The organism is Pseudomonas sp. SG-MS2 (assembly GCF_009933855.1).
Lineage (GTDB): Bacteria > Pseudomonadota > Gammaproteobacteria > Pseudomonadales > Pseudomonadaceae > Aquipseudomonas > Aquipseudomonas putida_E.
On the sequence record NZ_MOMO01000016.1, the window covers coordinates 1 to 22902 of the forward strand.

The window sequence follows — 22902 nt, forward strand, 5'->3', positions numbered from 1 at the left end:
GCAGTTCATGCTGATGGGCGATTCGCGCAAGCTCCGCGGTCGGCACCTGGGTGGTGAAGCCCTGGATGCTGTAGTTGCTGCAATGCACCCGCATCAACAAGCCGGTACGCGGGCCGATGGCAGCTTCATAGTCGCGGGCATGGGTGCGGTTGGTGGTGCCGACCTCGTGCAGGCGTACACCGGCACGGGCCATGATATCGGGAATGCGAAAGGCGCCGCCGATCTCGATCAGCTCACCGCGGGAAATGATGCCCTCCTTGCGCGCGCCCAGGCTGTTGAGCGCAAGCAGCACGGCGGCAGCGTTGTTGTTGACCACGGTGACCGCTTCGGCGCCGGTCAGCTCGCGGATCAGCCCTTCGATCAGATCATCTCGGTCGCCGCGCTTGCCGGTGGCAAGGTCGAACTCCAGGTTGAGCGGATAGCGGGCGGCGGTCTGCATGGCTTCAACGGCTTCCTCCGGCAACAGGGCACGACCGAGGTTGGTGTGCAGTACCGTGCCGGTGAGGTTGAAGACGCGGCGTACCTGGCTGCGCTGCTGGGCGGCCAGGCGCTCGCCGCTGCGGCCCAAGAGGATTTCAGCGCCCAGTTCGGCAGCGCCGAGTTGGCCGTTGCGAACAGGTTCGCGCAGGTCGCCGAGCAGCTGGCGCAGGGTGGCGAGCACAGCGTCGCGGCCATGGCGCTCGATCAGCGGGAGGCAGGCCGGGTGGCGTAGCAGGGTGTCGATGGAAGGGAGCCGCGGTGTATTGCTGGCAAGGCTTGAAGACATCGGGTACTACCTTATCCATTGTCTGTTCGGGCCTCATCGCCGGCAAGCCGGCTCCTACAGGGCTGCATCGCTCTGGGGAGCGGTGAAATAGCTGCGGGAGCCGGCTTGCCGGCGATGGGGGCAACTCAATTGTGCAGTGTAGACACTCACCCACCACCCGGCGCCAGCATCAGGTTGGGTGCCAGCCGATGAAAGCCCTCCTCGTCCAACCGGATATCCAGCGCCAGGCTGGCCAGGTCATCGGCCAACGGCTCGGCAGCAGCGTCGTTCTCAAGGTAATTCTGTTTCAGGTAGGCATTGCACCCCGGGCAGCACTCCGCCCGCAGCGGCGCCTTGCCCGGCGCATGGCGGTCATCCTCCAGGCTGGTGTAGCACAAGCCCTTGCTCGATTCGCAATACACGCACTTGACCCGCACCACATGCCATTCGCAGGCACACAAGGAGCACGCCAGGTAACGCAGGCCGTTGTGCTTGCCACGGTTACGCACCACCCCCGCCATGGCCGGCGAACCACAGGCCGGGCACTGGGCCTGGCTGCCCGACGGCTTGAGTTCAACTGCCGGCAGCGCCAGCAACCAGCTGGACCAGGCCGCCTGCAGCGCGGCCCCCAGAAACGGCACCAGTGCTGCGGGCACAGCGTCGTACTGCCCGGCCAGCAATGCGCTCCCCCAGCCTTTGCGCTGGCTGTCATCACTGCCACGCAGCGCCAGCAGTGCTGCCGCCAAAGGGCCATTGGCCTCGCCGTCGAAATGATCGATCAGCGCCTGCAACCACGCCAGCCACGGCCCCTCGCGCACCAGGCCGTCGGCCGCAAGGGGTGGCAAACCATGACTTATGCACAGGCGCTGCCGGTCATCGGCCACTGGCAAACCACCAGGCGGGTTATCCACAAGCTGCTGCTGAATGCGACACAGCCGGGCGATCAGGCGCAGGTAGTCGCCAAGGGCATGCCCTGCAGCGAGCTGTTCGAGGCGCATGGCGCGCAGTTCGAACAGGTTGGCGGGCGGCAGGTGAAGAAACGGCGGCATCACCGCCGACGCTTCGATCTGCCCCGGTTCGAGTATCGTGCTCAAGCGTTCATCCTTCTTTACGTCCATGGTCACTCGGCGTCTTGTCGCCGGTCACCTCGCGGTACCACAACTGATGGTGTTTGCGCGCCCAGGCGCGGCTGACCCAGCCATGCAGCATGGCGCCGATCGAGCCCTTGATCCAGATACCGGCGTAGATGTGCACGATGATGCTGAGAATCAGCACGAAGCCCGCCAGCGCATGGGCCAACGACGCCAGGCGAATCGAACCTATGCCGAAGAAATGGCTGAAGTACGCACGCCAGATCACCACGCCACTGAACAGCAACACCAGCATGCACACCAACAACGTCCAGAACAGCAGCTTCTGCCCGGCGTTATATTTGCCGATCGGCGGCACGCCCTCCTCCTTGTTGAGCATCACCCGGTCGATGCGGCGCAGCCACAAGCGGTCGTTGGCAGTGATGAAGTTGGCGCGCCAGAAACGCACCACCAGGAACAGAAAGAACACGAACATGGCCACCCCGATGAAGGGGTGCAGGATGCGTGTCCACGGCCCGCCGCCGAACAGATGGCTGAGCCAGAACAGCGCCGGATGGAACAGCGCCAGCCCCGAAAGCCCGGCCAGCACGAACAGGATGGCGACGATCCAGTGGTTGGTCCGCTCGTTGGCGTTGTAGCGCAGGATGGGTTTGTCGTCGTTCATGGCCGCTGCTCCCCTTGCCCACCGGGCTGCTTCGGATCATAGACATGCACCGCCGGGTCCACCTGGTGCACGCTGTCATCAGGTGGCGTGGGGCTGGGGTGTTCGTCCTCCTCGACCCGCTGCGGGCCAACCCGCACATAGTGGAAGAACCCGGCCAGCACCGCCGCGCCCATCGCCAGCAGTGCCAGCGGCTTGGTGATGCCCTTCCACAAGCCCACCAGCGGGCTGATCACCGGCTGGTCCGGCAGGCCGGCATACAAGCGGGGCGTATCGGCATGGTGCAGTACATACATCACGTGCGTGCCACCGACGCCGTCCGGGTCGTAGAGCCCGGCGTTGTCGTAGCCACGCGATTTGAGGTCGACGATGCGTTCGGCAGCATGCACCTTCATTTCGTCCTTGCTGCCAAAGACGATCGCGCCGGTCGGGCAGGTTTTCACACAGGCAGGCTCCAGGCCCACGCTCACGCGGTCGGAACACAGCGAGCACTTGTAGGCCTTGTGGTCTTTCTGCGAGATGCGCGGAATGTTGAACGGGCAGCCAGTGATGCAATAGCCACAGCCGATGCAATGGTCCTGGTTGAAATCGACGATGCCGTTGGCGTGCTTGATGATCGCTCCCGGGCTCGGGCACGCCTTCAGGCAACCCGGCTCGGCGCAATGCATGCAGCCGTCCTTGCGGATCAGCCACTCCAGGTTGCCATCGTCGCGCTCGTGTTCAGTGAAGCGCATCAGGGTCCAGGTATCGGCCGTCAGGTCTTGGGGGTTGTCGTAGGTGCCGTGGTTGTGGCCGACCTCGTCACGCAGCTCGTTCCACTCTGAACACGCCACCTGGCAGGCCTTGCAGCCGATGCATTTGGTGGTGTCGATCAGTTTGGCGACTTCCTGCTGCAGGCGTACCGAAGGCGGTACGGTGGTGGTGGCCGAGCGGGCAATGATGTCTTGGCTGGCCATCAGATTTTCTCCACTTTGACGAGGAACGACTTGGACTCCGGCGTCTGCGTGTTGCCGTCACCGAGGAAGGGCACCAAGGTGTTGGTCAGGTAACCGTGCCGTGTCGCGCCGGTGAAACCCCAGTGCAACGGGATGCCGATCTGGTGCACGGTCTGGTTGTTGACCTGCAGCGGGCGAATCCGCTTGGTCACCACCGCCACCGCTTCGATATGCCCGCGCTTGCTCGACACCCGCACCCGGTCGCCCGCCTTGATGCCTTTCTCGTTGGCCAGCACCTCACCGATCTCGACGAACTGCTCAGGCTGGGCAATGGCGTTGAGCCGGCAATGCTTGCTCCAGAAGTGGAAGTGCTCGGTCAGCCGGTACGTCGTCGCCGCATACGGGAATTCGTCGTGCTTGCCGAGGGTGTCCCACACCGAATCGAAGATCCGCCCGGCCGGGTTGCTGGTGGCCTTGTTGTTCTTCGGGTGCAGCGGGTTGATGCCGATCGGCGTCTCGAACGGCTCATAGTGCTCGGGGAACGGCCCTTCGGCCATCTTGTCGATGGCAAAGAACCGCGCCACGCCCTCGGGGTTCATGATGAACGGGTTCATGCCCGCTTGCGGTGGCGAATCGACCTTGAAGTCGGGCACGTCGGTGCCGGTCCAGGCCTTGCCGTTCCACCATACCAGGCGCTTTTTCTCCGGGTCCCATGGCTTGCCTTGCAGGTCGCTGGAGGCACGGTTGTACAGAATGCGGCGGTTGGCCGGCCAGGCCCAGGCCCAGTTCTGCGCCTGGTGCATGCCATACGGGTCGCTGTTGTCACGCCGCGCCATCTGGTTGCCCTGCTCGGTCCAGCAACCGGCGAAGATCCAGCAGCCGGACGCAGTGCTGCCGTCGTCCTTGAGTTGGCCGAAGCCTGCCAACTGTTGCCCGGCCTTGATGAGCGCGCCCGAGGGGTCGGTCACATCAGTGACCGCCCAGCCGTTCATTTCCTTGGCCAGTTCCTCCGGGGACGGCTCGTCAGGCAGCTTGTAGGGCCAACTGATGTTCATGATCGGATCAGGGTAAGTGCCACCCTCGGTCTGATAGCGCTGACGCATGCGCAGGAACAACTCGCTCATGATCTGCACGTCGGTGCGGGTCTCGCCCGGGCCGTCGGCGCCCTTCCAGTGCCACTGCAGCCAGCGGCTGCTGTTGACCAGCGAACCATCCTCCTCGGCGAAACAGGTGGTGGGCAGGCGAATCACTTCGGTCTGGATATTGGCCGTGTCGACATCGTTAAAGGGCCCGGCATTGCGCCAGAACTCCGAGGTCTCGGTGGCCAGCGGGTCCATGACCACCAGCCACTTGAGCTTGCCCAGGGCAGCAGTCACGCGGTTCTTGTCGGGCAACGCGGCGATCGGGTTGAAGCCTTGGCAGATGTAACCGTTGACCTTGCCTTGGCTCATCATCTCGAACATGCGCAGCACGTCATAGGCCGGCACGTCGAGCTTGGGCAACCAGTCGTAACCCCAATTGTTTTCTGCCGTGGCATTGGCGCCATACCAGGCCTTCATCAGGCTGACATGGAACTTGCCGTAGTTCTGCCAGTAGGACAACTGGCCAGGGCGCAGCGGCTTGGAGGCCCGCTTGTCAATGTAGGCGGCATAGTCCTGCTCGGCATCGCCAGGCAGGCTCAAGTAGCCCGGCAGCGAGTTGGACAGCAAGCCAAGGTCGGTCAGGCCCTGGATGTTGGAATGCCCGCGCAGGGCATTGACCCCGCCACCCGGCATGCCGACGTTGCCCAGCAGCAACTGGACCATGGCCGCACTGCGGATGATCTGCGCGCCGATCGAATGCTGCGTCCAGCCCAGTGCATAGAGGATCGTCATGGTCTTGCCCGGTACCGAGCAGGTGGCGATCTCTTCCCAGATCTTCATCATGGCGTCCTGCGGCATGCCACAGGTCATGCTCGCCAGTTCCGGGGTATAGCGGCTGTAATGCTGCTTCATCAACTGGAACACGCAACGCGGGTGCTGCAGGGTCGGATCGACCTTGGCGAAACCGTCCTCGCCCAGTTCGTACCCCCAGCCGGACTTGTCGGCATACACACGCTTGGCCGCGTCGTAACCACTGAACAGCCCGTCTTCGAAACCATAGGTTTCTTTGACGATGAACGACACGTCGGTGTAGTTGCGCACGTACTCGTGCTGGATCTTGTCATTGCTCAGCAGGTAGTTGATCAACCCGCCCATGAAGGCGATGTCGCTGCCGGTACGAATTGGCGCGTAGTAGTCCGCCACCGAGGCGGTACGGGTAAACCGCGGGTCGACCACGATCAGCCGCGCCTTGTTGTGCGCTTTGGCCTCGGTCACCCACTTGAAGCCGCACGGGTGCGCTTCTGCTGCGTTGCCACCCATCACCAGGACCAGATTCGCGTTGGCGATATCTGACCAGTGGTTGGTCATGGCGCCACGGCCGTACGTCGGGGCAAGACTTGCCACCGTCGGGCCATGTCAGACACGTGCCTGGTTATCGAACCCCAGCATGCCGGTTGCGCGGATGACCTTGTGGGTCAGGTAGCCGGCCTCGCTGGAGGCGGCGGAGGCAGCGAGAAAACCGGTGGTAAGCCAGCGGTTGACGGTTTGCCCCTGGGCGTTCTTTTCGATGAAGTTGGCGTCGCGGTCCTGCTTCATCAGTCCGGCGACGCGGTCGAGTGCCTCGTCCCAACTGACCCGCACCCACTCCTTGCTGCCCGCCTTGCGCACCTCAGGGTATTTGAGGCGGCTCTCGCTGTGGATGAAGTCCAGCAGGCCGGCGCCTTTCGGGCACAGGGTGCCGCGGTTGACCGGGTGGTCGGCGTCGCCTTCGATATGGATGATGTTCTGTTTGACGTTCTTGCCCGCATCGCCCTGGCTATAGAGGATCAGGCCGCAGCCGACCGAGCAGTAGGGGCAGGTGTTGCGGGTTTCCTTGGTGTGCGCCAGCTTGAAGTGGCGCACCTGCTCGGCGAACGCCGGCGTCGGGGCCATGCCCAACGCCGCCAGGCTCGAGCCTCCAAGGCCGACAGCGGCGACCTTGAAGAATTGCCGACGGTTGAGGTCCATCGTGCACTCCTGATCAGGTTTCGGGCGCTCGGGGCATTGCCGGCGCCTCGGGTCATCACGGTGGCGGCAAAGTGATGCCGCCAACCGTTAAGACTAGCCAAGAATGCCAAAAGTGCGATTGACCCTAGTCAGCAAGGCGGCAGATTGCGCGCCACATTCAAGGCCGCGCTGCTCTGCGCCACCGGCATGATTTCGAGCGTGTTGATGTTTACGTGTGGCGGCTGTTCAGCGATCCACGCAACCGTGGCAGCAATGTCCTGGGGCAAAATCGCCTGCACATCACGGTACAACGCATCCACTGCATTCAGGTCGCCGTTCAGGCGCACCACCGAAAAATCGGTCCCGGAACACAGCCCAGGTTCGATGTTGCTGACTCGCACGCGGGTCCCCGCCAGATCGGCGCGCAGGTTCAGGCTGAACTGACGCACGAACGCCTTGCTCGCGCCATAAACGTTGCCGCCCGGGTAGGGATAAGTGCCGGCAATCGAACCAATGTTGATGATCATGCCGCTGTCGGCCCGGACCATCTGCGGCAATACCGCATGGGTGACCATGGCCAGGCCGGTGATGTTGGTGTCGATCATGCGCTGCCAGTTCTCGGCGCTGCAGGCCTGGGCCCGCTCGATACCCAGCGCCAACCCTGCGTTGTTGACCAGCACATCGATGCCCGGCGCAGCTTCGTTGATCTGCGCCACTGCTGCGCTGACCGACTGCATATCAGTCACATCCAGCGCCAGTGGAATGAAGTTGTCGCCAAGTTCATGCTCCAGCGCCTGCAACTTGTCCATACGGCGGGCGCCACCGATCACGCGATAGCCCTTGGCAACCAGGGTGCGGCATATGGCCCGGCCAAAGCCTGAGGAGGCGCCGGTTACGAATGCAGTTTTCATCAGGTTTGTCTCCCAGAAGGTAATGTCAGACCAGGTACTTCACGCCAAGGCTGGTGAACAGGCACAACATCGAGAACACCAGCGCCTTGCGCACCACGTCGTTGCCTTTGCGCAGCGCCAGTGCACTGCCCATGTGATTGCCGAGGATGTTGCAGGCCACCAGCGGCAACGCCAGCAGGTAGACCACCTTGCCGGCCATGATGAATGCGACCAGCGCACCGATGTTGGAGGCGAAGTTGAAGGTCTTGGAGTTGGCCGAACTGGAAACCAGGTCCATGCGCAGCAGGTAGTGGAAGGCGATGATGAACATGCTGCCAGTGCCTGGGCCGAAGAAGCCGTCGTAAAAACCGATGGCCAGGCAGGTCACCGGCACGACGGTGTAGAGCATCCGCGCCGACAGCTCTCGCTCCTCGATCGGGCGGTCTTTGGGGGTGAGGAAGATCAGGATGCCGAAAGGGATCAACGCCAGAATGATCTTGCCTACGGTTTCCTGAGAGATCGACACGATCAGGTGCGCCCCCAGGTAGGCGCCGAGCAGTGAGAACGGCACGCCGACCAGTGCCACCTGCCAGACCATCTTGCTGTTGGCCAGGAAATTGCGGATGGCAGCCAGCGTGCCCAGCGTACTGACCAGTTTTTCCTGCCCCAGGGCTACCTGAGGCGGCATGCCCACCAGCAGAAACCCTGGTACCAGGAACAACCCGCCACCCCCGGCAATGCTGTCCACAAAGCCTGCGACAAAGGCAATGGCGCCCAGCAGCAGGATCGCCAGCAGCCAGTGTTCTGCCCAGTAAGCGCCTAACAGTTCCATAGCAGTAATTCCGTCGAAAAATGAAAAAAAATCAGGAGAGCACTTCGTAAAGGTGGTCGGCCCGGGCGAAGCGCACCCGGTTCAGGTCGTTGACCGCGAACACCCGCAGCAGCCAACGGTCAGCGCCGTCGTTCTGCGGCTCGAAGCCATCGCGGGCATGCAGCACGCGCTGGTTCTTGAAGATCATGAAGTCGCCTGGCAGCAGCAGGTGTGGCTCATCGAAACGCCGGGTTTCCAGCAAGCCGCGCAGGGTGGCCAGGGCCTGCTCGGCGCGCAGGTTCAGCCCGTGGGTGTTCTCGCTGTCGAAGCGGCACAACCACTCGCCTGAATGGCCACGCACCAGCACCGGCAGTTCGGCGGTGCAGCGGCGGTTACCGGTGAACGAGTCGGGGCGGCGGATTTCGAATTGCGCTTCGCACAGTTCGCGCACGGTAGCCAAGGGCAGCGACGCGATCACTGCATCCAGGTTGACCAAGGTGGTGCTGATACGTGGATCACAGCGCATGCCGAAGAACGACAGGTATTCCGGGCAGCAGGAAACCGTACCCAGCGGCTCGGAAGACAATGGCAGGTCGGGATTGTCTACGTGATAGGAAAATCGCAGCCGTGAGCCATGCGAGCTCTTGTGGCTGGATGAAGTTCGGGCCGGGATGACATGGCGAAACAGCCGACCGTCATTTTCACCCTCGTAGACAACCGGGTTGATGCCCATCAGGTTCTGCATGGTCAGGCTGACCAGGCAGGCAATCGGCGTGCTGCGTGGGCTGAGCACACCGGAGTAAGGGGTAGGAGCACATCGCGATCGCGCGGGCAATTACGCACGATCATGCTGGTCAGTTGCGGATCCTCAACGAACCCCCGGATTTGCTGGCACAGCGCTTTGCCCAAGACCTCCTGCGCCTGCTCCTTGAGTTGCGGATAAAGCTCTTTGCTGGTTTCGAAATCGAGCGGGGTGTTGCTCAGCAAGGTTTGCCAGGCACTGGAGACAACCCAGGGCAGGCGGATCTCCAGTGAAGTCTGAGGCTCGGCTGCTTGTTGCAGGTATGCGCTTTCCATTTCGAGTGCTATTCCATTGGCCATTCGGTGTCGTGCCATGCCGGGCAGAGGCGGCAGTCATTGTCTTTTTTTGAAACCGTTCACAGCTAAGCGATGCGAACGAGGGGTGCTGCTCCAGGCACCACCACATTGCACCGACTCAATAATTGTAATTACAAAAATAGAATCGATTCAATTTATTTCATTGGCCGATTGCCATCAGCATTGAATCGAATCAATCAACTTATTGATTTCAAAAGATTTCTTCTGAACGTGGATTGATCGCGCTCACGCTTGCGCTCCCGTCGTGTAGGGAGGACCCGCTGCGACAAGCCTTCACGTCATATCAATAGAGGCAATTCACATACAAAAAACGCGATTACTCCGATCTTGCCTTTCGTGCTAGGCTTCCGCGTTCTTGCAGATTCTGGTGCCATTTCCATGTGGGTTCCTCACTACAGCGACCTGGCGCAGCCGGTCTACCTGATGATTGCCGATGCTCTTGAACAGGACATAGACAACGGCCGGCTGGCGCCTGGCGACCGCCTGCCAACACTCAAGGATCTTGCCGAGTCATTGCACGTGACGCCTGGCACCATTGGCCGAGCCTATGACGAAGCGGCCAAGCGGGGCCTGGTGGTGGGCGAGGTTGGCCGCGGTACTTTCGTCCTGCAGCAACGACCGGCGCCTACCCCCACCGCATTCTCGCGGCCCGCACCGCTCAAGCATGAAAGCGGCCAGATCGACCTTTCGATCATCAAGCCCAACGATGCGCACATGGCCGACTGGCTGCGCGGAGCGATCACCGAGCTGGCGGCTTCCCCCGACCTTGACCAAGTGCTCGACTACGTTACCGACGGTGGCCATGCGACGCACAAGCAGGCTGGCGCCACATGGATTCAGCGCTGGTTGCCCGAAGCTCGCGCGCAACAGGTGGTGCTGACCTCCGGCGCCCAGCATGGCCTGCTGGTAGCGATCAGCAGCCTGTCGAAAAGCGATGATGTGATCCTCTGCGAGTCGCTCTGCTACCCCGGCATCATTTCCCTTGCCCACAGCATGGGCCGCCGCTTGCGCGGGGTAGCCATGGACGAGCACGGCCTGATGCCCGAGGCCTTGCGGGCCGCCTGCCTGGAGCACCGCCCCTCGCTGCTGGTATGTGTGACCACTCACCAGAACCCGACCAACTCGGTAATGCCGCACGCGCGTCGCGAGGCTATCGCCCAGATTGCCCGCGAGTTCGACCTGTTCATCGTGGATGACGATATCTACGGCTTCCTCGAACCGGCGCCTGACTACAAGCCCTTGGCCGCCTATGCACCTGAGCGTTCGGTGTACCTGACCAGCCTGTCCAAGAGCGTGCTGCCGGCCCTGCGTATCGGCTACCTCTACGCGCCGCCACAAACGCTGTCACGGTTGTCGTCTATGGTGCGCAGCAGCGTCTGGATGCCCTCCCCGCTGATGGCTCAGCTGGCCAGCAACCTGATCAACAGCGGCATGGCCGAGCAGTTGGTGCGGGTGCAGCAGGAAGAAGCCGCCGCACGCCAGTTGATGGCCCAGGAAATCCTTGGCAGGTACAAGGTGCGCAGCCAGCCCAACAGCTTCCATATCTGGCTGGAACTCCCTGAGCCATGGACCAGCGATGAGTTCGCCAACCTGGCGCGCAACAATGGCGTAACCGTGGTCAGCGGCAGCCAGTTCCTGCCTGAGCGCAGCCCAGCCAGCTGTGGCGTGCGCATCGCCCTGATGACGCCAAGCCGCGCCGAGCTGAGCTTTGCCCTGACCAAACTCGCCAGCTTGCTGGATTCGTCCGAGCCGCGGCTTTTCTACTAGAGATGAACAGGGCCGCAGGGGGCTCACGAACCGTGATGCGGCTCAGCGGATCAACCGCGCCAGCCCATCCAGCAACCGCTGCAAGGCCCCCTGATTGGCCTGCATCACCGCCCTGCCCGCCTCACCCATGCGCCGGGCATCCTGCGGCAATTCGATCAACTGCCGCACTGCCTGTGCCAACCCTTGGGCATCGTCCACCTGCTGCAACGCCCCGGCATCACGCAACATCGCGCTGATTTCGAGGAAGTTGAACACATGCGGCCCCATGATCACCGGCAGTGCCAGCGCTGCCGGCTCCAGAGGGTTGTGGCCGCCAGTGGCGACCAGGCTACCGCCAACGAAAGCGATGTCGGCCAGTGCGTAGAGGAACAGCAGCTCGCCCATGGTATCGCCGAGCAGCACGCGGGTCTGGCCATCGACCGCCGCACCGGCAGAACGGCGCACGGTAGCGAACTGCCCGCAGCACAAGGCATGCACTGCATCGAAACGCTCGGGGTGGCGCGGCACCAGGATCAGCAGCGCGTCGCCATGCGCCTGCAGCAACTGCTGATGAGCCTGCAGGATCAGCGCGTCCTCACCCTCATGGGTACTGGCCGCAATCCACACCGGCCGCTCGCTTGCGCCCCACTGTTCACGCAGTGCCCTGGCACGCGGCAAAAGCTGGTCATCGACCTTCAGGTCGAACTTGATCGAACCTGTGACCTGCACGCACTCAGGACGCGCACCCAAGTCGCGGAAGCGTTGCGCCTCGGTTTCGGTCTGCACTGCAATCAGGTTCATCTCGGCGAGCATCGGCCGGGTCAGTTTGGCGAAACGCGCGTAGCCACGGGCGGAACGCTCGGACAACCGAGCATTGGCCAGCGCAACCGGAATGCCACGCTTGGCGCATTGGTGAATGTGGTTGGGCCACAGCTCGGTTTCCATGATGATGCCCAGCCGCGGGCGCACATGGTCGAGAAAACGCCCCGCCGCCCACGGCAGGTCATAAGGCAGGTAGCAATGCTGGATGCGTGGCTCATCGGCGAACAGCGCGCGAATGCGCTCGGAGCCGGTGGGGGTCATGCAGGTAAGCGTGACCGGCAGGCCCGGGTAGGCCTTGAGCAAGGCTCGCACCAGGGGCGCGGCGGCAATGCTTTCACCTACCGATACGGCATGTACCCAGATACCACCCTGGCGCATCGCCGGCAGATTGCGGGCGAAACGTTCGCCGATACGCTGGCCGTAGGCCGGGGCCTTGCGTGCACGCAGGTAAAGGCGCAGCGCGACCAGCGGCAGGCCCAGGTGGAACAACAGGGTATAGAGAGTTCTGTTCATGGCGGCGAAGTTTACCCGATCGCGCGCAAGTGCACCGCAAAGCGCTCGGCCAGCCATTGCGCGGCGGGCCCCAGCGGTTCGTCACGGCGCCAGGCCAGTTCGACGACCAAGGCCGGGGGCCGCCATTCGCTGGCCAGCTCGACCATGTGCGCCTGGTAGGTCGGGTATTGCACCACGTGGCGTGGCAGCCACGCCCAGCCCAGCCCTCGCATCAACAGCTCGGCCATGGCGTAGAAGCTGTCGGCGCGCCATACCTGCGGGCTGATCGCTTCGCCGCCGGGGTAGCCACTTTGCTGCGGGGCGATCAGCAACTGGCGGTAACGTGCCAGCTGCTGGCGTGTGACGCGGCTTTCACGCGCCAATGGATGATCCACCGCGCACACCGTGACCATCTCCACGCTACCCAGGGCACGCCGCTCCAGTGAGGCAGGCATGCTTTCATGGTGGAAAAACAAACCCAGGTCTGCACGTCGCTCCACCAGCTTGCGCGCTACATCACCTTGGGCACCGCTGGCCAGTTGCACTTCCAGAAAAGGGTAATGACTGGCCAGTTCGTCGAGGCTGTCGATCACAGGTTGATAAGGCATGGCTTCATCCTGGGCCACCCGCAACAAGGCTTCCTGGCCACGCATCAGGGCCAGAGCGCGGCCATCGAGCCGTTCGCACTGGCGCAGCAGTTCGCGGGCATCCTCCAGCAGCGCGGTACCGTTTTCGGTCAGCCTGGGCTGACGGCCGCTGCTGCGCTCGAACAAAGTGACGCCGAGGTCCGCTTCGAGCATTGCAATGGCATTGCTGACGGCGGACTGCGCTTTGCGCTGCTCGCGGGCGACGGCAGAAAACGAGCGCAGTTCGACGACGCGCACAAAGGTACGCAACTGCTCGAGGCTCCACTGTTCGGCCATCAACCTATCTCCCAGAGTGATAGGTAATGACTTTACCGCATTCAGGGACACTCTAGAATGCCCGCCCAGAACCGGAGGAACGAACCATGAACGCCTACACCTACCTCGCCATCGCCATTGTCGCCGAAGTCATCGCCACAGCCTCCATGAAGGCTGTGAAAGGCCTGAGCACGCCATTGCCCCTGCTGCTGATGGTGGTCGGCTATGCCATCGCGTTCTGGATGCTGACGCTGGTGGTGCGCAGCATTCCGGTGGGTATCGCCTATGCGATCTGGTCGGGGCTTGGGATTGTGCTGATCAGCGTGGCGGCGCTGGTGATCTATGGGCAGAAACTCGATGTGCCGGCGATGCTGGGGATGGCGATGATCGTTGGCGGCGTGGTGGTGATCCAGTTGTTCTCCAAGACTGCCGGGCATTGATGGGGCCTGTCGGCGATGAGCCAAGCCAGGCATAGCCTGTATACTTGCCAGCTGTCCCAGACTTCGAGGTACCGCCATGCCATCCGCCATTTCCACTGACGTGCTCATCGTCGGCGCCGGGGTCGCAGGCCTGTGGCTCAATGCCCGCCTGCGCCGCCTGGGTTATTCGACAGTGCTGGTGGAGCGCGCCAGCCTTGGCGGCGAACAGACCATCAAGTCCCAGGGCATCATCCATGGCGGTACCAAGTACGCCCTGCACGGTGCGTTGACGGGGGCCTCGGAAGCCATCGCCGACATGCCACGGCGCTGGCGCGAAGCCGTGGCCGGCAGCGGCGAACTGGACCTGAGCCGCACCCGCCTGCTTTCCGACGCCCACTACCTGTGGTCGCCCGGCACCCTGGCCGGCAACCTCACCAGCTTCTTCGCCAGCAAGGCCGTGCGCGGCCGGGTTGACCAGGTCAAGGGGGACCAGTTGCCTCCCGCACTGCAGGACCGCGCCTTCAAAGGCAAGGTGTATCGCTTGGCCGAACTGGTGATCGATGTCCCCAGCCTGCTGGCCAACCTGGCTGAACTGGCTGGCGACTCCTTGCTCGCCGGTGAGCACATCGAGCCCCTGCGTGAAGGTGATTCACTGGTTGGCCTGCGCGTGGACGGCCGTGAAATACGGGCCCAGCGCATCGTGCTCAGTGCTGGCGCGGGCACCGAGGGCCTGCTTCACGCCATGGGCCTTGAGCAACCGGCCATGCAAACACGGCCGCTGCATATGGTCATGGCCAAAGGCCCTAACCTCAAACCACTGTATGCCCACTGCCTGGGCGGCGGCCCCAAGCCGCGCGTCACCATCACCACCCACCCCGCAGCCGATGGCCAATGGGTCTGGTACCTGGGCGGCGACCTGGCTGAAGCCGATGGCGTAGCACGCGACACGGCTGCACAGATTGCCGCAGCCCAGAAGGAAGTCAGCCAGCTCTTGCCGTGGGTAGATCAACGCCTGGTCCGCTGGGCCACGCTGCGGGTCGACCGCGCAGAGCCTGCACAATCGGGCCTGGTGCGGCCCGACAACGCGTTCCTCGCCGACCAGCAGCGCCTACTGGTGGGCTGGCCTACCAAACTTGCCCTGGCGCCCGACTTCAGTGACCGTGTGCTGGCCAGCCTGGAACGTGACGGCATCCGCCCAAGCGCCCAGGCCGAGCTTGCAGGGCTGCCACGCCCGCCACTCGGCGTGCCCGCCTGGGAGCAACTGCTGCCATGACCCTGCCGACCCTGCACGACTTCTACCGCCCGCTGGGCAGCACAGGCTTGAAGGTGTCCCCTCTGGGCCTGGGCACGGTCAAGCTTGGCCGCGACCAAGGCGTGAAGTACCCCACCGGGTTCACGATCCCCGGCGATGACGAAGCGCGCCTGCTGCTGGCCCAGGCGCGCGAACTGGGTATCAACCTGATCGACACGGCGCCGGCCTATGGCCGCAGCGAAGAGCGTCTGGGGCCGCTGCTGCGCGGCCAGCGCGATGAATGGGTGATCGTCAGCAAGGTTGGCGAAGAGTTCGAAAACGGCCTGTCGCGCTTCGACTTCAGTGCAGCCCACACCCGTCTTTCGGTCGAACGCAGCCTGCGCCGGCTGGAAACCGACCGTATCGAACTGGTGCTGGTGCACTCCGATGGCAACGACCTGGAGATTCTCGAGCAGCAAGAGGTCTACCAGACCCTCGCAGCCCTCAAGCAAGAGGGCAAGATCCTCGGCTACGGCCTGTCGGGCAAAACTGTCGCCGGCGGGCTGAAGGCACTTGAGCAGGGCGACTGCGCCATGGTCACCTTCAATCTCAACGAGCAGGCAGAACGACCGGTACTGGACTACGCTGCCGAGCACGGCAAAGCCATTCTGGTGAAGAAGGCCTTGGCCAGTGGGCATGTCTGCCTCGCACCTGGTGTCGACCCGGTACACGCCAGCTTCGAACTGCTGTTCGCCCACCCTGGCGTCAGCAGTGCTATCGTCGGCACCATCAACCCGTTGCACCTGGCCCACAATGTGGCCACGGTCGCCCGCATTTTGGGCCAGCATTGAGTTGTCCCCACCCCGGGCCTGGAGACTGACCCGACGCAAGGAGGAGCCTCGTGCCGCGTACGCTGATTCGCAAGAACCCGAGCAACTTCAAAACACTGCCATTGCATGTCGAAGCCACCCCCGAGAGCCTGGTCTACCAGAGCATCGGCATGCCGGTGAACTTCGCCCAGACCCAACAACGGCGCCGGGCCATCCAGCTACCCGATAACCAGCGCTTCGTAGCTGAACTGGCCAACCTGGGTGTCTCGGTACGCCTGACCCTGCACTGGCAGAACCGCGACTACTGGGTACTGGTGCGTCAGCGCCGCCAGGACCGGGGCGACGTGGTGCTTAAATTGATTTCAGGGTATGTCCCGGCTCAGGAGCTCAACCTGCCGCTGCACACCGCGGTACAGGAAGTGGCGGAAGAGTGCCTGCTGGAAACGCCGGAGGGCTGGCTGGGTGGTCGCTTCAACGACACCTGGCTACCTGCACCTTACGCTGCTGCCCTGCACTACCGGGAAGCGCTGCCGTTCGTGCTGACGCCGGAATCGGGTGCCGCCCGGCCGGTGCATTGCGGCAACCTGATGTTGCTGGAGCGCCCACGGGCCTACGTGCACCTGCCTACGGCATCGCTGCAACTGATCTACGACATGCGCCTGCAAGTACCCAGGGACGCCAAGAAGCTGAGCCTGTTCCATGTCGATGAACGCCTTGAAGGTGATCAGCTGGTCGCCCGGCTCAACCGTAAACGGCCCGACCTGTACCTGATGCCGGTGCAGGACGGTCAGCCGCAGGCCGAGCTGTATACATTGAGGAAAGATGAACTGGTGCCGGCCAGTACCCGCGGGCTGTACCTGGCGGAGAGCTTTGCCCGGCAGGACGGGTGGGTGGTCGCGGACGAGCGGATACGCTGGAAGGACTGGGTAAAGCAGCAGGGGCTGGTGGAGCGCAAAACCGCAAAGGCTTCACACCTGCGACGCTTTGGCGACAAGGCGCGGGCACTGCTGGAGCGCGCGCGCACCTCGCTGAACAAATGAATATCCGGGGCCATCTTACGGCCCCGGGCGCATCAGTTCTTGCGGATTTTTTCGACTATCGCGGTAGTCGAGCTGTTCTCGACCAAGCCCAACACCTTCACGGTGCCGCCGTAGCCCTTGACGATATCGGCACCCACCACTTGGTCGATACCGTAGTCACCGCCCTTGACCAGCACATCCGGTTTCACCTGGCTCAGCAGGTTCTCCGGCGTACCTTCAGGGAAGCTGATGACCCAGTCCACCGCGCCCAGCCCAGCCAGCACGGCCATGCGCCGATCGACACTGTTGATCGGGCGGCCAGGACCCTTCAAACGGCTTACCGAGGCATCGTCGTTGACCGCGACGATAAGACGATCACCTTGGGCACGCGCCTGCTCGAGGTACGTCACATGCCCAGCATGCAGGATGTCGAAACAACCATTGGTGAAGACGATCTTCTCGTTGTGCGCACGCGCATCGTCGATGGCCAGCAGCAATTGCTCCAGGCCCAGCACGCCACGTTCGGAACCTTCCTCGCGCTGAATCGCGCGACGCAACTCAGGTGCACTGATCGCTGCAGTACCCAGTTTGCCGACCACGATGCCAGCCGCCAGGTTGGCCAGGGCGACCGCGTGGGGCAGGTCTTCACCGGCCGCGATGGCCGCTGCCAGGGTGGAAATCACGGTATCGCCAGCGCCGGTCACATCGAACACTTCGCGGGCACGGGCTGGCAGGTGCAGCGCCGGCTGGCCGGTGCGCAGCAGGGTCATGCCGTGCTCGCCACGGGTAACCAGCAACGCGCCCAGGTCAAGGTCGAGCAGCAGCTGCAGGCCCTTGGCGACCAGCTCGGCCTCATCGGCGCAGCGGCCGACAATGGTCTCGAACTCGCTGAGGTTCGGCGTGATCAGGCTGGCACCGCGGTAGATGGAGAAGTCCTTGCCCTTGGGGTCGGCCAGTACCGGTATACCCTTGGCACGTGCGGCCTCGATCAGGCTCTGATGATTTTTCAGTGCGCCTTTGCCGTAGTCGGACAACACCAGCACCTTGACACCCTCCAGCAGGCTCTCGACTTCGGCGCCCAGCGACAGCGGGTCAGTGGCGAACGGCTCTTCGAAATCGATGCGCAACAGCTGCTGGTGACGGCTCATGACCCGCAGCTTGACGATAGTCGGCTGGTGCGCAATGCGCTGGAACACCGAACGTACACCTGCAGCCTGCAGGCTGTTGGCCAGGCTGTCGGCGGCCTCATCCTGGCCGGTAACGCCGATCAGTGCTGCCGGAGCACCGAGGGCGGCAATGTTCAACGCAACGTTGGCCGCGCCGCCTGGGCGATCCTCGATCTGATCGACCTTTACCACCGGCACTGGCGCTTCAGGCGAGATACGCGAAGTACCGCCATGCCAGTAGCGGTCCAGCATGACATCGCCGACCACCAATACCGGGGCTTGATCGAAACGCGGCATGGACAACTTCATGGGCAACCCATATGGAAATAATGAACAGGGGCAGGATATTAGCACAGGGTAGGCGACGGCTTTACGGCCAGATCGGGCCCTGGAAAATTCCGGTGACAATCGGGGCCGTACGGCCCCGATCAAGGGCAACTCAGGTGATATCGGCCTTCGCAGGCTCATCCAGCCCCATGGCGTGCAAGCGGGCATAATAGCCATTGGCTGCCAGCAGTTCGGCATGGGTACCGCGCTCCACCAGACGGCCCTGGTCCATCACCAGGATCTGGTCGGCTTTCTCGATAGTCGACAGGCGGTGCGCGATCACCAGCGTGGTGCGGCCCTGCATGACATGGTCCAGGGCAGCCTGGATATGCCGCTCGGACTCAGTGTCCAGCGCCGAAGTCGCTTCGTCGAGGATCAGCAGCGGCGCGTTCTTCAACAGGGCCCGGGCAATCGCCAGGCGCTGGCGCTGGCCACCGGAAAGTAGCACGCCGTTTTCACCCACGTCGGTGTCGAAGCCCTTGGGCAACTGGTCGACGAACTCCTTGGCATAGGCATCGGCAGCCGCAGCTTCGATGTCTGCGCGCGGCGCGCCGGCCAGGTCGCCGTAGGCAATGTTGTTGGCCACTGTGTCGTTGAACAGGGTCACATGCTGGGTCACCTGCGAAACGTGCCGGCGCAGGTTGCGCAGGCGGTAGTCTTCGATCTCCACGCCATCGAGCAGAATCTGCCCCTGATCGTGGTGATAGAAGCGCGGGATCAGCGCCGCCAGGGTCGACTTGCCGCTACCAGAGCGCCCGACCAGCGCGATCATCTGCCCAGGCTCGGCGGTAAAGCTGATGTCGCTCAGCACTTCGCGATCGGTGCCTGGGTAGGTGAAGCTCAGGTTGCGTACTTCGAGGCGACCGGCCACCCGCTCCTTCTCGATCGTACCGCGGTCGATCTCGGGCTGCTCGTCGAGCTGCTCGAAGATGCTTTCAGCCCCGGCAAGGCCTTTCTGGATGGTCGAGCTGACCTCAGAAAGCTGGCGGATCGGCTTTGGCAGCAGGCCCGCAGCAGTGATGTAGGCCACCAGATCACCGGCGGTCGAGTCGCCCCGCAGGAACAGCACCAGGAACATCAACGCGGCCATGGCGCTGTAGATCACCAGTTGCAGCATCGGCGTGTACAGGGCGCCAGTCTTGGTCATGCGCAACTGTTTGTCGGTGTTGCTCTGGCTGGCACGGCCAAAGCGCTGCTGCTCGTAAGCCTCGCCGCCGAAGCTGCGAACCACACGGTAGCCCTGGATGGTTTCGGAAGCTACGTGGGTCACGTCGCCCATCGCCACTTGGATCTTCTTGCTCTGCTTACGGAATTTCTTGCTGGCGACGCTAACCATTACCGCGATCACCGGCAGGATGGCGACCATTACCAGGGTCAGGTGCCAGTTCATCCAAAGCAGGTAGGCAAACAGGAAGACCACTGTCAGGCCTTCACGGATCACCACCTTGATTGCATCGGTGGCGGCACCCGTCACCATGGTCACGTTGAAGGTAATGCGTGAAATCAGGTGGCCGGAGTTATGATTGTCGAAATAGCGGTTGGGCAGTACCAGCAGCTTGTTGAACAACTCCACGCGCAGGTCATGCACCAGGGAAAGGGAAACCTTGGCCAGGAAATAGTTGCCGAGGAACGAACCCAGGCCCTGCCATGCGGCGATCAGGATGATCAGCAGCGGTACCGCCTGCAGCAATTGCAGGTCGCGCAAGTAGGGCACGTTGGGGAACAACACCGCTTCGGGGTTGCTCAGGCCATCGACAAAGTACTTGAGGATCCCGGCCAGCATTGGCTGGGTCGAGGCAAAGATCACGAAACCGATAATACTCAGCAGGAAAATGCCGATATAGGGTTTCACGTAGCTCAGCAACCGGAAGTAGATCTTCAGGCTGGAGGTGTGCTCCGCCGGTAGCGGTGTTTCGGCCATCATCGAGCTCGCTGTTCAGGTTGAACCGGAAATTTTACCACAGGCGTCATTTTCGGCACGCCTGCGAGGCAACAACATGCCAGGCCGGCGGCCCACAAGGCTTGCACCCGGTTTTTTTCGTACGGTATGAGCCCCCCTGGTCAGTCAAAAGAGACCAACGTGGTGCTGGAGGATTATTTTCGGCATTATTGCCGGTCATTTTGCTCGCCAGACGACAAGGCTCAACTCATGCAATGCTCTCGGCTCACCCAGGTCGACTTCGATCAGCTGACACTTGGCGCCCAGATACTGGAGGCGGACAGCCATGGCGCCAAAGTCTACCTGCTTGAGGATGGTAACTTCCTCAAGGTTTTTCGGCGCAAGCGTCTGATTTCATCTGCGCTGCTGCGCCCCTACTCCCAGCGCTTCGTGGACAACGCTGCGCGCCTTGCGCAGCTGGGCATCCCTACGCTCGAGGTAATCAGCCAGCACAAGCTCGACCTGCCGGGCAGAACAGCGGTGCTGTACCGGCCATTGCCGGGGCGCACGCTGCTGCAGATGTCGCGGGACGAAGGCTTCAGCTGGGACATCTACCTGCCCCGCCTGATCACCCTGATCCGCCAGTTGCACCGTAGCGGCGTGTACTTCCGCTCGCTGCACCTGGGCAATGTGGTGGTCACGCCCGACCAGCAGCTGGGCCTGATCGACGTTGCGGACATGCGCTTCCTGCGCCCGCCGCTGTCTGCCCGTATGGTTCGACGCAACGTGCAACATATGGTGAGTTACATCGCACGCGAGAAACTGGGCGACCGCTTCCCCCTCGCCGATTTCCAAGCGGCCCTGCTGGCGCGTTGAACATCAGCCCGGCAGCGCCTGGCAGGCCGTTGAAAAAACCTGCCAGGCGCGGTGTCAGTGCACGAAGATGGATATACCCATACCTGCCAAGGCACCGATCACCAGCGTCAATGCGAGCTTGACCCGGTCGCGATTACGCCGCTTGGCCTTGCGGTGCACTTCTTCAGGCACGGTGACGTGGCTGCCAAAGCCCGTGTGCAGTACCGCGTCACCCTCCAGGGTCACCGCTGTCAGTTTCAACTCCGCGTAACGGCGCGACAACGCCTTCTCGCCGGCATAGGCGGCAAATGGCGCACAGCGCTGATAATCGCTCAGCCGACGCAAGCCCGGGTTGAGGGAAAAGGCCTGCCATTCGGCTTTCTCGGAGTGCAATGGATAGCACGGCACGCCGGCGATCACCTGGCGATCCCCCAGATGAATGTAAGGGCTGTGGATCGACAAGTCATGGGCGTGGCTGCGCAACCAGACTTGCAGCACATCGGGGCTGACCTCGAGGATCGCCTTGGAGTCTTCGACGAAGGCCTGGCGATAGAAGCGCCAGTCGTCCTCGCAATGGAAGATGTAAGCCGTCTTCACATGGCTGTACGCCAGGTCGATCGACGCCAGCTGCCCAAGCTTGGGGCGGTTGACGAACACCGTGCAGTGGGGTTTCCAGTGCTCGGGTACGGCACCGTGAACAGCGTCGTCACCGGAGTCCTCGGTAATGAAGACCTCGCGAATGGGCGCTGTGTTGTAGCGATCGAAGCTCTCAAGGGTTTCCTTGAGCAGATCGAACCGACCGCAGCTGGTCACGACAAGCGTGACATCACTATCATTTGAAAAGCGCACCGGACTCCCTCCGCGTTGCGACAACAGACTTTGCGTAGCCACTCCCTGGCCACGAAAGCTCTTTAGATTAAATGCCCAGCGTCAACCGCAGCCTCTGCCAGGCGGACAAGGGCGGGTGCGGCCTGAGTGCCGGGCGCATATGGTCGACGATGCTACGGCCAACTTCAGCGAAACTGAAGCGGGAAACCGCCAGGTGCCGCCCATTTTCCGCAATTTGCTGCGCCAGGCCCGGATCGGCGCGCAGGGCGCTCAGCTTCGCCTGGAGCATCGGAATGCTGTCGTACAACACCACGTTGTGCATATCCTGCAGGCCCAGGGCGCTATTTTCTTCTGCCCCCTGGTCGAACGCCAGCAACACGCAGCCGCAGGCCATGGCCTCGAAGTTCTTGATCATGTACTCGCCCATGCCCACATCGGCACTGACGAAGAAACGGATCCGGTTGAGGGTGTTGCAATAGTCTTCACCTGATTTGGTGCGGGTCACCACCAGGTTTTCCACCCGCCCCAGCTCATCCAGCAACGCCTTGCGCCCGCTGTAGGCAACACTGTTGGTACTACCGACGAACGCCAGCTCGATATCACGCTCAAGCCCTTGGTCCGTGAGCAGGCGCTCGTCATAACCCTTGGGCACGAACACCGCATCGAAACCTTCCTGGCGCAGGCGCTCACTGACCATGTAGCCGGAACTGATCACCCGTGCCCACGGCAGCTTGCGGTAATGCGCACTGAACTTGCCGGTGTACTTGCAGGGGATGTAGTTCTGGTAGGCATCATGCTCGAGGATCACCAGGTTCGGCACGGTACGGATGAACGCCGCCTGGCGTATCTCCTGCTTGAAGCGCAGGAAGAAGACGATGCGGTCATAGCGCTCGACCTGCACTTCACGTTTGAAATAACGGCGCAGGTTGCGCTGGTCATCGCTGGTCAACCAGCGCAGGTCGCACTCACAGTTGGCCGCGACGCCGTCGTACAGGCGATCGAGGATCGCCCGCTGTTCCTTCTGCACCAGAAATAAGACTTTCATTGCTTTCCTTGGGCGCTCTGC

Annotated in this window: 21 protein-coding genes; 6 read left to right on the forward strand and 15 right to left on the reverse strand. The window is 62.6% G+C overall.

Features of this window, described 5'->3' with window-relative positions:
- The 9 genes from selA to BLX42_RS26745 all read right to left on the reverse strand — a co-directional run.
- On the reverse strand, positions 1-766 hold a 766-nt coding region (selA, locus tag BLX42_RS01080; protein WP_161870964.1), incomplete at its 3' end, for an L-seryl-tRNA(Sec) selenium transferase.
- Between the two features lie 146 nt (positions 767-912).
- On the reverse strand, positions 913-1839 hold the full coding sequence (fdhE, locus tag BLX42_RS01085; RefSeq protein ID WP_046785081.1) for a formate dehydrogenase accessory protein FdhE: 927 nt from the start codon (positions 1837-1839) through the stop codon (positions 913-915).
- Positions 1840-1843: 4 nt separating this feature from the next.
- Positions 1844-2500, reverse strand: coding sequence for a formate dehydrogenase subunit gamma (locus tag BLX42_RS01090; RefSeq protein ID WP_046785080.1), 657 nt, complete (start codon positions 2498-2500; stop codon positions 1844-1846).
- Complete coding sequence (gene fdxH / locus BLX42_RS01095) at positions 2497-3453, reverse strand: formate dehydrogenase subunit beta (RefSeq protein WP_046785079.1); 957 nt, start codon at positions 3451-3453, stop codon at positions 2497-2499. Before fdxH ends, BLX42_RS01090 begins: the two co-directional genes overlap by 4 nt.
- On the reverse strand, positions 3453-6521 hold the full coding sequence (fdnG, locus tag BLX42_RS01100) for a formate dehydrogenase-N subunit alpha (protein ID WP_148101096.1): 3069 nt from the start codon (positions 6519-6521) through the stop codon (positions 3453-3455). Before fdnG ends, fdxH begins: the two co-directional genes overlap by 1 nt.
- 128 nt (positions 6522-6649) lie before the next feature.
- Positions 6650-7411, reverse strand: a complete 762-nt coding sequence (locus tag BLX42_RS01105; protein WP_125923485.1) for an SDR family NAD(P)-dependent oxidoreductase — start codon at positions 7409-7411, stop codon at positions 6650-6652.
- Positions 7412-7436: 25 nt separating this feature from the next.
- The gene (locus BLX42_RS01110) at positions 7437-8222 is read right to left on the reverse strand and encodes a TSUP family transporter (RefSeq protein ID WP_046785076.1); all 786 of its coding nucleotides are present in this window, start codon (positions 8220-8222) and stop codon (positions 7437-7439) included.
- A gap of 31 nt (positions 8223-8253) precedes the next feature.
- Complete coding sequence (locus BLX42_RS01115; RefSeq protein ID WP_256671900.1) at positions 8254-8994, reverse strand: TauD/TfdA family dioxygenase; 741 nt, start codon at positions 8992-8994, stop codon at positions 8254-8256.
- Positions 8949-9278, reverse strand: a complete 330-nt coding sequence (locus BLX42_RS26745; RefSeq protein WP_256345763.1) for a hypothetical protein — start codon at positions 9276-9278, stop codon at positions 8949-8951. Before BLX42_RS26745 ends, BLX42_RS01115 begins: the two co-directional genes overlap by 46 nt.
- Positions 9279-9698: 420 nt before the next feature.
- On the opposite strand from BLX42_RS26745, the gene BLX42_RS01120 reads away from it, so the two are divergent.
- A complete protein-coding gene (locus BLX42_RS01120) occupies positions 9699-11087 on the forward strand; it encodes a PLP-dependent aminotransferase family protein (RefSeq protein WP_161870965.1) in 1389 nt (462 codons plus the stop codon).
- A 42-nt stretch (positions 11088-11129) separates the two neighbouring features.
- Here BLX42_RS01120 and waaA read toward each other — a convergent pair whose 3' ends face one another.
- The gene (gene waaA / locus BLX42_RS01125) at positions 11130-12401 is read right to left on the reverse strand and encodes a lipid IV(A) 3-deoxy-D-manno-octulosonic acid transferase (RefSeq protein ID WP_161870966.1); all 1272 of its coding nucleotides are present in this window, start codon (positions 12399-12401) and stop codon (positions 11130-11132) included.
- 11 nt (positions 12402-12412) lie between these two features.
- Positions 12413-13303 (reverse strand): LysR family transcriptional regulator, encoded by an 891-nt coding sequence (locus tag BLX42_RS01130; RefSeq protein ID WP_125923482.1) that lies wholly within the window; start codon positions 13301-13303, stop codon positions 12413-12415.
- A gap of 86 nt (positions 13304-13389) precedes the next feature.
- Between BLX42_RS01130 and BLX42_RS01135 the strand changes: the two genes are divergently transcribed.
- The 4 genes from BLX42_RS01135 to BLX42_RS01150 all read left to right on the forward strand — a co-directional run bounded on the left by BLX42_RS01135 (position 13390) and on the right by BLX42_RS01150 (position 16802).
- Positions 13390-13722 carry a multidrug efflux SMR transporter gene (locus BLX42_RS01135; protein ID WP_046785071.1) on the forward strand — a complete coding sequence of 111 codons (333 nt, stop codon included), beginning with the start codon at positions 13390-13392 and terminating at the stop codon, positions 13720-13722.
- Positions 13723-13798: 76 nt separating this feature from the next.
- Complete coding sequence (locus BLX42_RS01140; RefSeq protein WP_161870967.1) at positions 13799-14974, forward strand: FAD-binding oxidoreductase; 1176 nt, start codon at positions 13799-13801, stop codon at positions 14972-14974.
- Complete coding sequence (locus BLX42_RS01145) at positions 14971-15783, forward strand: aldo/keto reductase (RefSeq protein WP_046785069.1); 813 nt, start codon at positions 14971-14973, stop codon at positions 15781-15783. Before BLX42_RS01140 ends, BLX42_RS01145 begins: the two co-directional genes overlap by 4 nt.
- Before the next feature lie 50 nt (positions 15784-15833).
- Positions 15834-16802: a hypothetical protein gene (locus BLX42_RS01150; protein WP_046785068.1), complete on the forward strand. Its 969-nt coding sequence runs from the start codon at positions 15834-15836 to the stop codon at positions 16800-16802.
- A 32-nt stretch (positions 16803-16834) separates the two neighbouring features.
- Here BLX42_RS01150 and hldE read toward each other — a convergent pair whose 3' ends face one another.
- Both hldE and msbA read right to left on the reverse strand, forming a co-directional pair.
- Positions 16835-18256 (reverse strand): bifunctional D-glycero-beta-D-manno-heptose-7-phosphate kinase/D-glycero-beta-D-manno-heptose 1-phosphate adenylyltransferase HldE, encoded by a 1422-nt coding sequence (gene hldE / locus BLX42_RS01155; RefSeq protein WP_039602848.1) that lies wholly within the window; start codon positions 18254-18256, stop codon positions 16835-16837.
- Between the two features lie 130 nt (positions 18257-18386).
- On the reverse strand, positions 18387-20195 hold the full coding sequence (gene msbA / locus BLX42_RS01160) for a lipid A export permease/ATP-binding protein MsbA (protein WP_046785175.1): 1809 nt from the start codon (positions 20193-20195) through the stop codon (positions 18387-18389).
- 228 nt (positions 20196-20423) lie between these two features.
- Here msbA and BLX42_RS01165 point away from each other — a divergent pair, with 228 nt between their 5' ends.
- Entirely contained in the window at positions 20424-21029 is a 606-nt protein-coding gene (locus BLX42_RS01165) for a hypothetical protein (protein ID WP_039603331.1), read from the forward strand.
- Between the two features lie 54 nt (positions 21030-21083).
- Here BLX42_RS01165 and BLX42_RS01170 read toward each other — a convergent pair whose 3' ends face one another.
- Both BLX42_RS01170 and BLX42_RS01175 read right to left on the reverse strand, forming a co-directional pair.
- Positions 21084-21857 carry a glycosyltransferase family 2 protein gene (locus BLX42_RS01170; protein ID WP_046785067.1) on the reverse strand — a complete coding sequence of 258 codons (774 nt, stop codon included), beginning with the start codon at positions 21855-21857 and terminating at the stop codon, positions 21084-21086.
- Positions 21858-21924: 67 nt separating this feature from the next.
- A complete protein-coding gene (locus BLX42_RS01175; RefSeq protein WP_161870968.1) occupies positions 21925-22881 on the reverse strand; it encodes a glycosyltransferase in 957 nt (318 codons plus the stop codon).
- Positions 22882-22902: the final 21 nt, after the last annotated feature.

What these genes read in the sequence shown, in the direction of transcription:
- BLX42_RS01090 (WP_046785080.1), bottom strand. Translation starts at nt 2,500, where the DNA reads ATGAACGACGACAAACCCATCCTGCGCTACAACGCCAACGAGCGGACC.
- fdxH (WP_046785079.1), bottom strand. Translation starts at nt 3,453, where the DNA reads ATGGCCAGCCAAGACATCATTGCCCGCTCGGCCACCACCACCGTACCG.
- BLX42_RS01105 (WP_125923485.1), bottom strand. Translation starts at nt 7,411, where the DNA reads ATGAAAACTGCATTCGTAACCGGCGCCTCCTCAGGCTTTGGCCGGGCC.
- BLX42_RS01110 (WP_046785076.1), bottom strand. Translation starts at nt 8,222, where the DNA reads ATGGAACTGTTAGGCGCTTACTGGGCAGAACACTGGCTGCTGGCGATC.
- BLX42_RS26745 (WP_256345763.1), bottom strand. Translation starts at nt 9,278, where the DNA reads ATGGAAAGCGCATACCTGCAACAAGCAGCCGAGCCTCAGACTTCACTG.
- BLX42_RS01120 (WP_161870965.1), top strand. Translation starts at nt 9,699, where the DNA reads ATGTGGGTTCCTCACTACAGCGACCTGGCGCAGCCGGTCTACCTGATG.
- waaA (WP_161870966.1), bottom strand. Translation starts at nt 12,401, where the DNA reads ATGAACAGAACTCTCTATACCCTGTTGTTCCACCTGGGCCTGCCGCTG.
- BLX42_RS01130 (WP_125923482.1), bottom strand. Translation starts at nt 13,303, where the DNA reads ATGGCCGAACAGTGGAGCCTCGAGCAGTTGCGTACCTTTGTGCGCGTC.
- BLX42_RS01135 (WP_046785071.1), top strand. Translation starts at nt 13,390, where the DNA reads ATGAACGCCTACACCTACCTCGCCATCGCCATTGTCGCCGAAGTCATC.
- BLX42_RS01140 (WP_161870967.1), top strand. Translation starts at nt 13,799, where the DNA reads ATGCCATCCGCCATTTCCACTGACGTGCTCATCGTCGGCGCCGGGGTC.
- BLX42_RS01145 (WP_046785069.1), top strand. Translation starts at nt 14,971, where the DNA reads ATGACCCTGCCGACCCTGCACGACTTCTACCGCCCGCTGGGCAGCACA.
- hldE (WP_039602848.1), bottom strand. Translation starts at nt 18,256, where the DNA reads ATGAAGTTGTCCATGCCGCGTTTCGATCAAGCCCCGGTATTGGTGGTC.
- msbA (WP_046785175.1), bottom strand. Translation starts at nt 20,195, where the DNA reads ATGGCCGAAACACCGCTACCGGCGGAGCACACCTCCAGCCTGAAGATC.
- BLX42_RS01165 (WP_039603331.1), top strand. Translation starts at nt 20,424, where the DNA reads ATGCAATGCTCTCGGCTCACCCAGGTCGACTTCGATCAGCTGACACTT.
- BLX42_RS01175 (WP_161870968.1), bottom strand. Translation starts at nt 22,881, where the DNA reads ATGAAAGTCTTATTTCTGGTGCAGAAGGAACAGCGGGCGATCCTCGAT.